Origin of the sequence: Streptosporangium sp. G11, from assembly GCF_051192615.1 — a bacterium.
Lineage (GTDB): Bacteria > Actinomycetota > Actinomycetes > Streptosporangiales > Streptosporangiaceae > Streptosporangium.
Genome location: NZ_JBPJUQ010000051.1, coordinates 1 through 12,342, shown reverse-complemented (window position 1 = coordinate 12,342; position 12,342 = coordinate 1). Strand labels below are relative to the sequence as shown.

The following is a 12,342-nucleotide window of genomic DNA, read 5'->3' as shown; positions in this document are numbered from 1 at the left end:
ACGGGCCGTAGCGTCGGTGTCTCGTCCAGAGAGAGGCAGGCCGATGACGTTTCTGGTGACCGGGGCGACGGGCAAGGCGGGTCGGCACGTGGTGGACCATCTGCTCCGCGCGGGCCGGAGGGTGCGCGCGCTGACGAGGGATCCGGCCGGGGCGGGCCTGCCGGAGTCGGTGGAGGTGGTGCGGGGCGATCTCACCGATCCCGGAACGCTGGGGCCGGCCCTCGACGGCGTCGAGGGCGTGCACCTGCTGACCACGGGCGGCGACGACTACGCCACGCTGCGGACCGGGCCGGAGCTGGCCAGGCTGGCGGAGAAGGCGGGGGTGCGGCGGGTCACGCTGCTGTGGAACGGCCGGGTGGGTCCGGTGGAGGAGGCCTTCGCGGCGAGCGGCCTCGAATGGACCGGGCTGCGGCCGGTCGACTTCATGAGCAACACGCTGGCCTGGGCACCGGCCATCAGGGCGGAGGGGGAGGTGCGCGAGCCGTTCGCCGACGTTCCCGGCGGGCTCGTGGACGAGGCCGACGTCGGCGCCGTGTCGGCGGCGGTGCTCGTGCGCGGCGGCCACGCGGGCAGGACATATGTGCTCACGGGGCCTCAGGTGCTCAGCAAGCGCCGCCGCCTGGCCGTGATCGCGGAGGTGACAGGCCGTCCGCTCCGCCTCGTCGAGCTCACCGAGGAGCAGGCCCGGCAGGGCTGGCGGCAGGCGGGACACGCCGAGGAGCTCGTCGAGCTGCTCGCCTCCTGGCATGGCGACCCGCCGCCGGAGTCCGTCTCCATCTCGCCCGCGGTGCGTGAGATCACCGGTCGCGAGCCGCGCTCGTTCGAGGAGTGGGCCGCCGAGCACGCCGCCCGCTTCGGCGCGGAGGTCTAGATGGTTGATCGGGGAATTGGTGCAGGTCGATTAGGTCAGTGGTCGTAGGCGATCAAGGATCGTTTACGCGGCGTGCCGATCTTCCAGTTGAACCGGATCGCGACGTTCAGGGCCAACAGGCGCTGGATCACTCGGGTCCACAGCCCGGACAGGATCCGGGCGCCGTGCTGGTCGAGGCCGAGTTGCCCCTTCAGGGGCCAGTTCACCGATTCGATGCGTTGGCGCAGCCAGTTGGGGAAAGCGTGGTCGGGTTCGTCCTTGCGGGCGGGGCCGACCACGGTGATGCCGAACTCGGTGAGCAGGGTGCATTCGAAGTCCGCGCCGGCGAAGCCCTTGTCGCACACGTCGATGGTGCCGGGCGCGGGTCGGTTCTTCGCCTCGGCGAGCATCGGCACGACGGCCTCGCGTTCACCGTAGAGCTTGGGGTTGACCAGCCCGAAGCCGGTGACCATCCCGTCGGGGGTGGTGATGAGCATGAGCTTGCTGCCCCAGTAGAAGCGGCGATCACGAAGCCCCCCAGCGGTCCGACGTGTGTAGACACGCCGAACCTGGACACTCTTCGTTCTCCAGTCACACACCCACCACGGTGTGTCGCGGCTGGATACCCCTACCTGCCGCTAAATCCCGATCAACCATCTAGACGAGAGGTTCCGAAGTGGGCCGGTGGTCGTGGGCGATCGGTGACCGGGTGACCGGTGCACCGGTCTCGTCGTCGCGCCAGATCGCCGCGGCCGTAGCCGGGATGCGCCGGGCGGCGCGGACGTCGATGCCCTCGAAGGTCCGCCCGCCGTGTCGTTGCAGGTCGAGTCGTCCTTCTCCGTGGAATCCGGCGGTACCGGCCCGGTGCTCTCGAAGACGTCCCGCGGCGCCGGTCGTGGAGGGCTCGCGCTCCGGGTGAGCGGCGGACGGCGGCGAAAGCACCCTGGCGGCGGGTCTGTTCATCCCTTCAGGCCCGAACGGGAGATGCCCTCGATGACCCAGCGCTGGGCGACGAGGTAGAGCACGATCACCGGCAGGCTGGCGATCACCGCTCCGGCCATCAACAGGTCGTAGCGGATGCTGTTGGCGCTCTGGAAGTTGCCCAGGCCCGCCGGCAGGGTCAGGGACTCGGGGCTGAGCAGCACGAAGATCGGCCACAGGAAGTCGTTCCAGTTGGTCAGGAACGACAGCAGGAACAGCGTGACCAGCGCCGGGCGGGCCAGCGGGAGCGCGATGGTGGTGAAGATCTGCCACCGGTTGCAGCCGTCCAGCTCGGCGGCCTCCTCCAGTTCGCCGGGCAGGGTGACGAAGAACTGCCGCAGGAAGAACACGCCGAACGCCCCGGCCGCCGCCGGGACGATCACCGCCGGCAGGCTGTCCACCCAGGCGAGCTCGTTGACGATCAGGAAGTTGGGGATCAACAGCACCACCGGCGGCACGAACAGCGTCGCCACGACCGTCGCGAAGATCGTGTTCCGGCCGCGGAAGCGGAGCCGGGCGAGCGCGTACGCGGCCGGCGCGGCGGTTACCAGAACCAGGGCCGCGTGGCCGGTGGCGGCGGCGAGACTGTTGACGAACCAGGTCACGATCGGGCTGTCGGCGCTGCCGAGCAGCTCCCGGTAGGCGTCCAGAGAGGGCGGGTCCGGGATCCACTGCGGCTCGGTGGCCCCCGCCGCCTCGCGGGTCTTGAACGAGGTGGAGAGCATGTAGAGCAGCGGGCTCAGGTAGAGCGCCGCGATCACCGCCAGGACGAGATGCAGCAGGGCGCGCCGCAGCCGCCGGGTGTCGAGGGTCATCGCCCGCTCCTGTCTCTGAAGGCGCCGAAGACCAGGGCGCTGGCCGCCATCAGGAACGCGGCGAGGATGAAGCTCATCGCGGACGCGGTGCCCATGTCGAACTGGCGCAGGCCGGTCTCGGCGATGAGGTAGATCGCGGTCTTCGTCTGGTCGGCGGGGGCGCCACGGGTGATCAGGTAGGACTGGCCGAACATGTTGGCCGACGCCAGGATCGTGGCGTTGACCACGAACACCATGACGGGCCGCAGCCCCGGCAGGGTCACCGACTGGAACCGTTGCCAGGCGGAGGCGCCGTCGACCATCGCGGCCTCGTGCAACTCGCGCGGGATGTCCTGAAGCCCGGCGAGGAAGATGACCGAGTTCAGGCCGAGCGTCCACCAGACCGTCACGCCCACGAGGGCGACCCAGGCGGGCGGTACGTCGTTGGTCCACTGCACGTTCAGGCCGAGGTAGTGGTTGACCAGGCCGATGTTGCCGTCCAGCAGGAACTGCCAGACGAACCCGACGACCGCCACGCCCAGCACGTACGGCGCGAAGTAGACGGCGCGGTAGACGTTGCGTCCCGCGAAGCGGCCGTTCATCAGCAGCGCGGTGAGCAGGGGCAGCACGATGAGCAGCGGCACCGACGCGACGGTGAAGATGCCGGTGGCCCGCATGGCCGTCCAGAACCGCGAGCCGTCCACGCTGGCCGGGTCGAACAGGTCGGCGTAGTTCTCCAGCCCGACGAACGGCTTGTCCGGGAGGTTGATGTCCCACTCGTGCAGGCTGGTCCAGAACCCGAAACCGATCGGCAGCGCCATGAAGACGGCGAACAGCGCGAGGTAGGGGGCGAGGAAGGCGTAGGGCGTCCAGGCCCGCATCCTGGGCGTGGTGGTCCCGGCGGCGGGGGGCCGGTCCGGCCCGGCGGTGGGGGACCGGCCCGTCTGCTTGGCGAGCAGGCTCACTTCTCGTACTTCCGCTTGTTGGCGGCGAGCAGCTTGTCGGCGGACGCCACGCCCTCCTTCAGCGCGTCGGCCGGGGACGACTGCTTCAGCACGGCCTTGGCCACCGCGAGCTCCAGCGCCTTGGACTGCACGTCCCCGACGCCGGGCAGCGGCGGCAGGAAGCGGAAGATGTTCACGTCGGAGGCCAGCCTGATCTGCGGCAGGTCGGCGATCGCGGGGTCCTGGCGGGCGGAGTTGCGCGCCGGGATCATCCCGGCCTTGGCCCACTCGGTGGACTGGCGGCTGATGTGGTCGATGAAGAACTTGGCCGCCTGGACCTTGTTCGGGTCCTTGCCCGCCTGGGAGGTCATCACGAAGTTGTGCGAGGAGGCCCAGGCCGCGGCCGTGCCGCCGATGTTCGGGATCGCGGCCAGGTTCCACTTCAGCGACCTGGCGTTGGTCTTCAGGTCGTTGATCTGCCAGATGCCGTCCCAGGTGAAGCTGACCTTGTCGTTCTTGAAGGCGGCGTACTGGCTGTCCTGGGCGACCTTGGCCGGGCTGAAGCCCTTGTCGATCTGCTCGACCATCCAGCCCAGGGCCTGTGCTCCCTGCTCGGAGCCCCAGAGCGCCCGCATGCCGTCCTCGCTGTAGAGCTCGCCGCCGAACTGCCAGAGCAGGCTCATGAACATCAGGTGGGCCGGCCACTTGCTGGGCATCCAGAACGGGTTCTCGATGCCGGCCTCCTTCAGCCTGCCCAGGGCGTCCTCGTACCCGGCCCTGTCGGCGGGGGCCTCGCTGAGTTCGATCTTCTCCAGGTGGGACGTGTTCCAGTAGTCGCCCAGGCTGTGCACGTCGAGCGGGACGCTGTAACGCCTGCCGTCGTAGATCCCGGCGTTCCACACGGCGGGGATGAAGTCGGACTCGCTGAGCTTCAGCGCGCCGACCACGTCGTCCAGCGGGATCAGCGTCTTCCGGGTGGCGAAGGTGCCGATCCAGTCGTTGTGGATGATCGCCACGTCGGGGCCCTTGCCCGCGGCGATGGCCGTCGGCATGGCCGGGTAGAGGTCCTCCCAGCGCCGGGTCACGTTGCGGACCTCGATGCGGCCGGAGTACTCCTTGTTGAACGCCTCCAGCATGGTCCGCATGTGCGGGCCGTCGCCGCCGGTGAAGCCGTTCCAGTAGTCCAGGGTCACCTTGGGGCCGGTGTACTCCCCGCCGGCGAAGGTCGGCGCGTTCGAGGCCGGGGCGGCGGCACCGGATCCGATCTTGGTACCGCCTCCGCAGGCGGCCAGGGCGGCGGTGAGGCCGGCGGCGCCGGTCAGGCCCATGAACGAACGGCGGGACAGGGGACTGGTCATGTTCCTACTCCTGGGGGGAAGGCGCGAAGCGGACGATGTTCCACGAGACGGGGGAGAGGTTCAGGGAGGCGCTGCGGCCCCGCAGGCGCGGGCCGTCGCCCGGCCGGGGGACGACGCGTCCGGGCGCGCCGGCGGAGTTGACCGCCGACAGGTCGTCGTCGGTGAGCTCCAGGTGCTCCACGGGCCGCAGGCCCTCCGGCAGCGTGAGCTCCAGCGCGCACGGGCCGTGCCGGTCGCGGTTGACCACGAACAGCGTCAGCTCGCCGGTCGCCTCGTCGTGCGTGGCGGTCGCCCAGATCGCGGGCGCCTCCCCGTATTTGGAGGTCGGGATCACCTCGCATTCCGGCTCCACCCGCAGCACCTGGCCGCGGGCGTGCCGGGCGGTCAGCGCGAACGGGTGGAAGATGCTCTGCCGCCACGCCGGGCCACCCGGCTCGGTCCTGATCGGGGCGATCACGTTGGCCAGCTGCGCCTGGCAGGCGACGCCGACCCGGTCGGTGTTGCGCAGCAGCGTGATGAGCAGGCTGCCGACCACCACCGCGTCGGTCACGTCGTAGGTGTCCTCGATCAGCCGCGGGCGCTCCTCCCAGTCCAGCGACGACTCTCCGGGGAAGCGGCTCTGGTACCAGACGTTCCACTCGTCGAAGGAGAGCTTGATCCGCTTCTTGCTGCGTAGCTTCGCGCCCACGTGGTCGGCGGTGGCCGTGATCGAGCGGATCATGTGCTCCATGTCGGCGCCGCTGGCGAGGAAGGAGTCGGCGTCGCCGTCGGAGGGGTCGTAGTAGGCGTGCAGCGAGATGTAGTCGACCATCTCGTACGTCGCCTCCAGCACCTCGGCCTCCCAGGCGCCGAACGTCGGCATGCCGCTGTTGGAGCTGCCGCAGGCCACCAGCGACAGGCCGCCGTCGAAGCGCTTGAGCGCCCGCGCGGTCTCGGCGGCGAGCCGGCCGTACTCGGCGGCGGTCTTGTGACCCATCTGCCACGGGCCGTCCAGCTCGTTGCCCAGGCACCACAGCCGCACGTCGTGAGGCTTGTCGACGCCGTGCGAGCGGCGCAGGTCCGACAGGCGCGTGCCGCCGGGGTAGTTGGTGTACTCGACCAGTTCCAGCGCCTCGGCCACCCCCCTGGTGCCGAGGTTGAGCGCCATCATCGGCTCGACGCCGGCCTTGGCGGCCCAGGCCATGAACTCGTTGAGCCCGAAGCCGTTGCCCTCCAGGCTCCGCCAGGCGAGGTCCAGCCGTGCCGGCCGCTCCTCGGCCGGGCCGACGCCGTCCTCCCAGCGGTAGTTGGAGACGAAGTTGCCCCCCGGGTAGCGGACCAGCGTCACCCCGAGCTCGCGGGTCAGCTCCAGCACGTCGGTGCGCAGGCCGTCGGCGTCGGCCAGCGGGTGGCCGGGCTCGAAGACGCCGGTGTAGACGCAGCGGCCCATGTGCTCGACGAAGGAACCGAAGAGCCGGGGCTCAACCGGGCCGATCCGGAAGGCGGGGTCCAGGGTGAGACGGGCGGTGGTCGCCAAGACACGACCTCTCTGTTAACGCGACATTTCGTGGTAGAGGGTTTCTACAACGTTGTTTCAACGTTGTAAACAGGTGCTTCGGAAGTCGATACCGGGGCGTTACGATCGTCGGGATCGGATCTCGTGCGATCCGTGGAGTATCGGTCGGGCCGGGCGGCGGAGACCGCGGCGAGAATGGGGGAGCGGGTGGGAGCGAGCCTGCGCGACATCGCGCGCCTGGCGGGGGTGTCGGTGAAGACCGTCTCCAACGTCGTCAACGGGTACGCCCGCGTGTCGCCCGTGACACGGGCCAAGGTCGAGGAGGCGCTCTCCCAGCTGGAGTACCGGCCCAACCTGTCGGCCAGAAGCCTGCGTCAGGGACGCGCCGGCGTGATCGCCCTGGCGCTGCCCGAGCTCGACGCCCCCTACTTCGCCGAACTGTCCAGATTCGTCATCGACGCCGCGGCCGAGCTGAGGTGGCTGGTGGTCATCGAGCAGACCGACGGAAGCCTGGAGCGGGAGCGGCGCATCCTCGACGGGGTCCGCGACCACCGGGTGGACGGGGTGATCCTCAGCCCCATCGCCATCGGCGCCGACGAGCTCGCGGCGCGCACCGACGCCACCGCGCTCGTGCTGCTGGGCGAGCGGATCCACGACGGCCCCGCCGACCACGTGGCCATCGACAACGTGCGGGCGGCGCGCGACGTCACCGAGCACCTGATCGGGCTCGGCCGCACCCGCGTCGCCGCGCTCGGCGCCGAGGACAACGCCGCCAGCGGCACCGCCCCGCTCCGCCTCGCCGGGTACCGCGAGGCCATGGCCGCCCACGGACTGCCCGAGACGGTCGCCACGGTCGAGCGCTACCGCAGGGACCAGGGGGCGGCGGCGATGGCCGCGCTGCTGGCGCGCGCCGAACCGCCCGACGCGGTCTTCTGCTTCAACGACCTGCTGGCACTGGGTGCCATGCGGACCATCCTCTCCGCCGGCCTGCGGGTGCCCGAGGACGTCGCGCTGGCCGGCCTCGACGACATCGAGGACGGCCGTTTCAGCACCCCGACCCTGACCACGGTCGCTCCCGACAAGGCCCAGCTGGCCCGGATCGCGGTCGACCTGCTCAAGCAGCGGATCGACGGCCCCGCCGACCGCCCCCCGAAGGAGGTGGGCGCGGGCTACCGGCTCATGGTCAGGGAGAGCACCGTCGGGCGGTGACCGGCGTGTCCTTTCCGGGGATCCGGCCGTCCTCGTGACCACGGTCCGGCAATGAATCTACATTGTAAAGGCCCCGGCCCGATTTTCAAGATCATTTACGGTGGGCCGATCCGGCACCCGGCGCGCGACGGCGACTTCCGGTTCGACGACCACCGGATCACCGGCTCCACCCCCGTGCCGTGCGGGATGTCGCGCCCGGCCGTACTTCTCGTCCGGAACCCCTTCGAGGGGATCGCCGACGCGATCCCCTCGATTCGCCGCGGGGGCCGGGGGAAGGCCGGGGGCGCGGCCTCCCCCCGGTCGTGCCGGGGGAGCGTCAGTAGCCGTAGCGGCCCTTGAGGTGGCGCCACCAGTCGCGGAACATCCAGGCGTCGAAGTCGGTGATCTGGCTCGCGCTGCCGGCCTTCATGAGGAATCCGCCGACCCCGGAGGGTGTCCAGTCGTAGAAGTCGTCCAGCCCGAAGCTGTGCCCGATCTCGTGCAGCAGGATGTGGATGTTGTCGGAGCCGAGCGCGCCGACGAAGTACTCGCTGCCCACGCGCTGGCCCCAGTCGCCGCCCGCGCCGCCGCCCATCCCGGCGGTGAGCCACAGGGACATGTCGTAGTGGCGCGCGGCCCCGCCGGGACAGTTGGGGTACTGGCCGTTCTGGTTGAAGAAGCGCCCGCACGGTTCGGCGCACTGCGGGGCGCCCTCGCGGATGTTGTTGACGTAGATGTCGACGGAGTTGTCGCTCCACTGCAGCGTGGCGCGATCGCGCACGGCCCAGCCGACGACCTTGACGGGGACGTCGGTGTAGGGCCAGTTGTTGTGGCCGGTCATCAGGCCGGTCCACTTCTTGACCTGGCGGGTCAGGGCGGCGTGGATCTGGTCGCGCAGCGCGGCGGAGACCGGCGCGCTCGACTCCCAGCGCACGCAGTAGTTGAGGCTGCCGCCGTTGGCCATGACCTGGTCCCACCCGTAGTTCCTGAAGGTGTTCAGCTGCGGGTAGGTGCTCTCGTAGTGCTGCCACACCTGGTTGAGCGGGGTGACCAGGTTCGACGGCGGGTTCCAGCCCGTGCCGCCGCTGGGGACGGTGCCGTTGGCCTTGACCTCCAGCAGGCCGACCGAGGAGGTGCCGGTGAGCAGCACCCGCAGCCTGGTCGTGGTGACGGAGGTGAAGGTGACGTGGTTGTACTGGTTGAGTGCCCGGTTGTAGGCGCTCGCGCCGGCCAGGTCGACGTAGGCGCTGCCGTTCCACGACTGCAGTCTCCACGACGCCGGGACGCGCACGCCGCCGTTGTCGTCGAAGAAGTAGACGTCGGCCGAGGTCAGCGTTCGAGCGGACGACCAGGTGAGCAGCGCCCACTGCTCGCCGGTGTTGGGCCAGGTGCCCCAGCGCCGGTTGACGGTGTCGTTGGACGAGGGCGGGTCGATCCCGTCGTTGACCGCCGCGACGCTCTCCCAGGCGGAGGTGTAGGAGGCCGACGCGGTCGCCGACGGAGCCAGGTTGGGGTCCGCCGCCGCCGCGGCGGGCACCGTGCCGCCGGGAGAAAGGAGCAGGCCGAGCACCAGGGCGGGAACCGCTGCCGCCCACCATCGTTTCATCGGGAACCTCCGTGTGTCGTCGTTGTCGCGTCGCCGGGACGATCGAAGGCCGCGGTGCCGGTGGCCCCCGATCCCGGTGGGCCCGCCGGTCAGGTCGGTGGGCCTCGACGTGGTGCTAGAGCGCCATCCACTCCAGGACGCCGGTGGAGTAACCCGTCCTTGAGGTGATGTTCAGCCGCAGCCGGGTCGTGGAGATCTGGCCGAAGGTGGTGACGTTGTAGGTGTTCGCGCCGACGCCGCAGGCGGACTGGCCGGGCACGTTCACGTAGGCGCTGCCGTTCCAGTACTGGACCTGGCAGGACGCGGGCAGGTCGATGCCCTGGTCGTCGTCGAACCAGTAGGTCGCGACCTTGCTCAGGGTGCGCGCGGACGGCCACTGGTACTCGATCCACTCGGTGCCCTGGTGGCTCCAGTTGCCGTAGGCGCCGTGGCTGTGGTCGGCCGAGCCGGAGGGGAGGAACCCGTCCTTGATCGCGCCGAGTGTCTCCCACGGGGAGACGTAGGAGGTGGACGCGGTCGCCGTCAGCGCGTGGTTGGTGCCGGCCGGAGGCTGGCCGCCCCCGCCGCCGATCGGGGTCGTGGTCTGCACGACCTTCTGCATGGTGCCGTCGGCGTTCCAGTACAGCTTGTCCAGGGTGACCGAGCGGCGGAAGTTACCGCCGCCCGGGGCTCCGGCGTTGTGGTAGACCATGTACCACTGGCCGTTGAACTCGATGATCGCCGGGTGGTTGGTGGTCGAGGTGACCTGGTCGAGCACGACGCCGCGCTGGGTCCACGGGCCCATCGGGTTACTCGCCGTGGCGTAGCGGATGCAGGCGTAGCCGGGCTGGGAGCAGCCGGAGTCGTTGGCGGCGTAGGCGAGATAGTAGGTGCCGTTCCGCTTGAACATCCAGGGGGCCTCCCAGAAGTTGCTCACTCCCGAGGGGGTGACGACCGGGCCGTCCAGGTTGATCATGTCGGGCTTGAGTTTGGCGGCGCGGACGCCGTAGTAGGAGCCCCAGTAGATGTACGCCTGGCCGTCGTCGTCGGTGAAGACGGTCGGGTCTATGTTGAGCGGCGAGGAGTTCGGGGTGCTGTCGCTGATCAGCGGCCCGCCCTTGGCGTCGGTGAACGGGCCGAGCGGGGAGTCGCCGACCGCGACGCCGATGTTCATCCACCCGGGGCCGTTGCCGTTGATCGACGTGTACCAGTAGTACTTGCCGTTGCGCGGTTCGACCTCGCTGGCCCAGGCGTCGCCGCCGGCCCACGGGAAGCTGGAGAGCGACAGCTTCGCCCCCTGGTCGGTGAAGGTGGCGGCGTCGGTGGAGGTGTAGACGTGCCAGTCGCGCATGACGAAGTTGGTGCCTCCGGCGGGGGCCTCGTCATGGCCGGTGTAGAGGTAGAGGGTGTTTCCCACGACCAGCGCGGCCGGGTCGGCCGTGTAGATCGCGGTCGTGATCGGGGTCGCGGCCCTGGCGGGCACGGTGGTGGAGGGGACGAGTGCGATCGCGACGATCGCGGCGAGGATGGCGGTCCATCGTCGTCTCATACGGCGCTCCTGGGGGGTCGGGGGAGTTTCGCGCGACATTTGTTTGCGTTAACATTTCGTTTTGGAAAAGCATCTTTAAGCCCTCCGGACGAGGGCTGGGAGATGTGTTTCCATCTGGGTTTCCCGAGTGTTTTCCATAACGTGAAACCTGTCAAGCCCTTGCTTGACTAAGGCTGTCTGAGCTGCGACAACAATGAAAAAGGGCACGTTTAAGGCGGCGGTTCACCGGCTGAAAAATACATTTTCAACGACGCCGGACGGACCGCTGTGTTTCCCTTCTGGTTCACCTCCCTAAGGGCTCACGGTGCCCTCCCGGTGCTTTCTCTGACGACCAGCTCCGTTCCGATGACCCTGACGGTTCCCTCGGCGCCCTCGGCGCCTTCAGCGCTCTCCTCGATCCCCCGGAGCAGCAGGTGGCAGGCGTGGTCGCCGAGGGCGCGGAAGTCCTGGCGGACCGTGGTCAGCGACGGCCGCAGATAGCCGGTCTCGGGGATGTCGTCGAAACCGACCACGCTGACGTCCTCGGGGACGCGCCGTCCCGCCTCGCGCAGCGCGCGCAGCACCCCCAGGGCCATCTGGTCGTTGGCCACGAAGATCGCCGTGACGCGCGGGTCGTCGGCCAGGTGCCTGCCCAGCCGGTGGCCGGACCGCGGGCTCCAGTCGCCGGACAGGACGTCGGGCACCGGCCGTCCCCCGGCCTCCAGGGCCGAACGCCACCCCTGGACGCGTCCCCGCGCGGCCGTCCAGTCGGCCGGGCCGGAGATGTGCCACACCGTCTCGTGACCCAGGTCCAGCAGGTGCCCGGTGGCGCCGGCCGCGCCGCCGGCCTGGTCGGTCATGACGACCGGGACGGGCATGCCCGGTCCCGCGTCCACCGCGATCAGGGGAGGGCCGGGCGGGAGGTCGCGCACGCCGTCGGCGGCCGCCTCGTGCGGCACCACGACGATGACGCCGTCGACCTTCTGGGCGCGCAGCCTCCGCACCCCCTCGCCGATCGAGCCGGGGTCGGCCGAGTCGAGGCAGGCGATGCTGACCGCGTACCCGTGCCGCCTGGCGGCCCGCTCGACGGCGTACAGCGTGGTGGCCGGGCCGTGCAGGGTGAGGTCGAGGCCGACCACCCCCAGCACGCCGGAGCGGCCGGTGACCAGCTGGCGGGCGATCTGGTTGGGCCGGTAGCCGAGTCTCTCCACCGCCGCCAGGACGCGCGCCCGGGTGTCGGGGCTCACCCGCTCGGGGACGCTGAGCGTACGTGACACCGTCATGGTCGACACCCCGGCCAGCGCCGCCACGTCACTCATCACCACCGATCTGGCCCGCGCCCGGCCGGCGTGCTCCGGTGTCATGCGGCACCTCCCGTCGTGTCGTCGTCCGCGCCGGTCCCGGGCCGGGGGGCGGCGGGCCGGAGGGGCGGCGCCGTGGCGGCGCGCCCCTGCCCGAACCGGAGGGGACGCGCCCAGGGGCGCGTCCCCACGCCTGGACCGCGGGGGGCGTGCCGTCCCGGCACGCCCCCCGCGGGGCGGAGGTCAGGTCCCGTAGGCCTTGACCTCCAGCAGGCCGACGGAGGAGGTGCCGGTGGCGGTGAGCAGCACCCGTAGCCG

At 70.4% G+C, this 12,342-nt stretch carries 10 protein-coding genes and 1 pseudogene; 2 read left to right on the top strand and 9 right to left on the bottom strand.

Annotated features, from left to right (window positions below; genetic code table 11):
- Positions 1–43 precede the first annotated feature (43 nt).
- Positions 44–871: an NmrA family NAD(P)-binding protein gene (locus ACSDR0_RS34490; protein WP_435293115.1), complete on the top strand. Its 828-nt coding sequence runs from the start codon at positions 44–46 to the stop codon at positions 869–871.
- 35 nt (positions 872–906) lie between these two features.
- Here ACSDR0_RS34490 and ACSDR0_RS34485 read toward each other — a convergent pair whose 3' ends face one another.
- The 6 genes and pseudogenes from ACSDR0_RS34485 to ACSDR0_RS34460 all read right to left on the bottom strand — a co-directional run bounded on the left by ACSDR0_RS34485 (position 907) and on the right by ACSDR0_RS34460 (position 6,443).
- Positions 907–1,347 carry a hypothetical protein gene (locus tag ACSDR0_RS34485; protein ID WP_435293114.1) on the bottom strand — a complete coding sequence of 147 codons (441 nt, stop codon included), beginning with the start codon at positions 1,345–1,347 and terminating at the stop codon, positions 907–909.
- Between the two features lie 160 nt (positions 1,348–1,507).
- A pseudogene (locus tag ACSDR0_RS34480) lies at positions 1,508–1,687 on the bottom strand (hypothetical protein); the annotation flags it as partial.
- Positions 1,688–1,809: 122 nt separating this feature from the next.
- The gene (locus ACSDR0_RS34475; protein ID WP_435293113.1) at positions 1,810–2,646 is read right to left on the bottom strand and encodes a carbohydrate ABC transporter permease; all 837 of its coding nucleotides are present in this window, start codon (positions 2,644–2,646) and stop codon (positions 1,810–1,812) included.
- On the bottom strand, positions 2,643–3,590 hold the full coding sequence (locus ACSDR0_RS34470) for a carbohydrate ABC transporter permease (RefSeq protein WP_435293112.1): 948 nt from the start codon (positions 3,588–3,590) through the stop codon (positions 2,643–2,645). Before ACSDR0_RS34470 ends, ACSDR0_RS34475 begins: the two co-directional genes overlap by 4 nt.
- Complete coding sequence (locus ACSDR0_RS34465; RefSeq protein ID WP_435293111.1) at positions 3,587–4,927, bottom strand: extracellular solute-binding protein; 1,341 nt, start codon at positions 4,925–4,927, stop codon at positions 3,587–3,589. Before ACSDR0_RS34465 ends, ACSDR0_RS34470 begins: the two co-directional genes overlap by 4 nt.
- A 4-nt stretch (positions 4,928–4,931) precedes the next feature.
- A complete protein-coding gene (locus ACSDR0_RS34460; protein WP_435293110.1) occupies positions 4,932–6,443 on the bottom strand; it encodes an alpha-N-arabinofuranosidase in 1,512 nt (503 codons plus the stop codon).
- A 132-nt stretch (positions 6,444–6,575) separates the two neighbouring features.
- Between ACSDR0_RS34460 and ACSDR0_RS34455 the strand changes: the two genes are divergently transcribed.
- Positions 6,576–7,631 (top strand): LacI family DNA-binding transcriptional regulator, encoded by a 1,056-nt coding sequence (locus tag ACSDR0_RS34455; protein ID WP_435293109.1) that lies wholly within the window; start codon positions 6,576–6,578, stop codon positions 7,629–7,631.
- A gap of 316 nt (positions 7,632–7,947) precedes the next feature.
- On the opposite strand, the gene ACSDR0_RS34450 is transcribed toward ACSDR0_RS34455, so the two are convergent.
- From ACSDR0_RS34450 to ACSDR0_RS34440, 3 genes are all read right to left on the bottom strand, one after another.
- Complete coding sequence (locus tag ACSDR0_RS34450; protein ID WP_435293108.1) at positions 7,948–9,216, bottom strand: hypothetical protein; 1,269 nt, start codon at positions 9,214–9,216, stop codon at positions 7,948–7,950.
- Positions 9,217–9,331: 115 nt separating this feature from the next.
- Positions 9,332–10,744 carry a glycoside hydrolase family 43 protein gene (locus tag ACSDR0_RS34445; protein WP_435293107.1) on the bottom strand — a complete coding sequence of 471 codons (1,413 nt, stop codon included), beginning with the start codon at positions 10,742–10,744 and terminating at the stop codon, positions 9,332–9,334.
- A 299-nt stretch (positions 10,745–11,043) separates the two neighbouring features.
- The gene (locus ACSDR0_RS34440) at positions 11,044–12,087 is read right to left on the bottom strand and encodes a LacI family DNA-binding transcriptional regulator (RefSeq protein WP_435293106.1); all 1,044 of its coding nucleotides are present in this window, start codon (positions 12,085–12,087) and stop codon (positions 11,044–11,046) included.
- Between the last annotated feature and the right edge of the window lie 255 nt (positions 12,088–12,342).

What these genes read in the sequence shown, in the direction of transcription:
- ACSDR0_RS34475 (WP_435293113.1), bottom strand. Translation starts at nt 2,646, where the DNA reads ATGACCCTCGACACCCGGCGGCTGCGGCGCGCCCTGCTGCATCTCGTC.
- ACSDR0_RS34450 (WP_435293108.1), bottom strand. Translation starts at nt 9,216, where the DNA reads ATGAAACGATGGTGGGCGGCAGCGGTTCCCGCCCTGGTGCTCGGCCTG.
- ACSDR0_RS34445 (WP_435293107.1), bottom strand. Translation starts at nt 10,744, where the DNA reads ATGAGACGACGATGGACCGCCATCCTCGCCGCGATCGTCGCGATCGCA.
- ACSDR0_RS34465 (WP_435293111.1), bottom strand. Translation starts at nt 4,927, where the DNA reads ATGACCAGTCCCCTGTCCCGCCGTTCGTTCATGGGCCTGACCGGCGCC.
- ACSDR0_RS34440 (WP_435293106.1), bottom strand. Translation starts at nt 12,087, where the DNA reads ATGACACCGGAGCACGCCGGCCGGGCGCGGGCCAGATCGGTGGTGATG.
- ACSDR0_RS34490 (WP_435293115.1), top strand. Translation starts at nt 44, where the DNA reads ATGACGTTTCTGGTGACCGGGGCGACGGGCAAGGCGGGTCGGCACGTG.
- ACSDR0_RS34485 (WP_435293114.1), bottom strand. Translation starts at nt 1,347, where the DNA reads ATGCTCATCACCACCCCCGACGGGATGGTCACCGGCTTCGGGCTGGTC.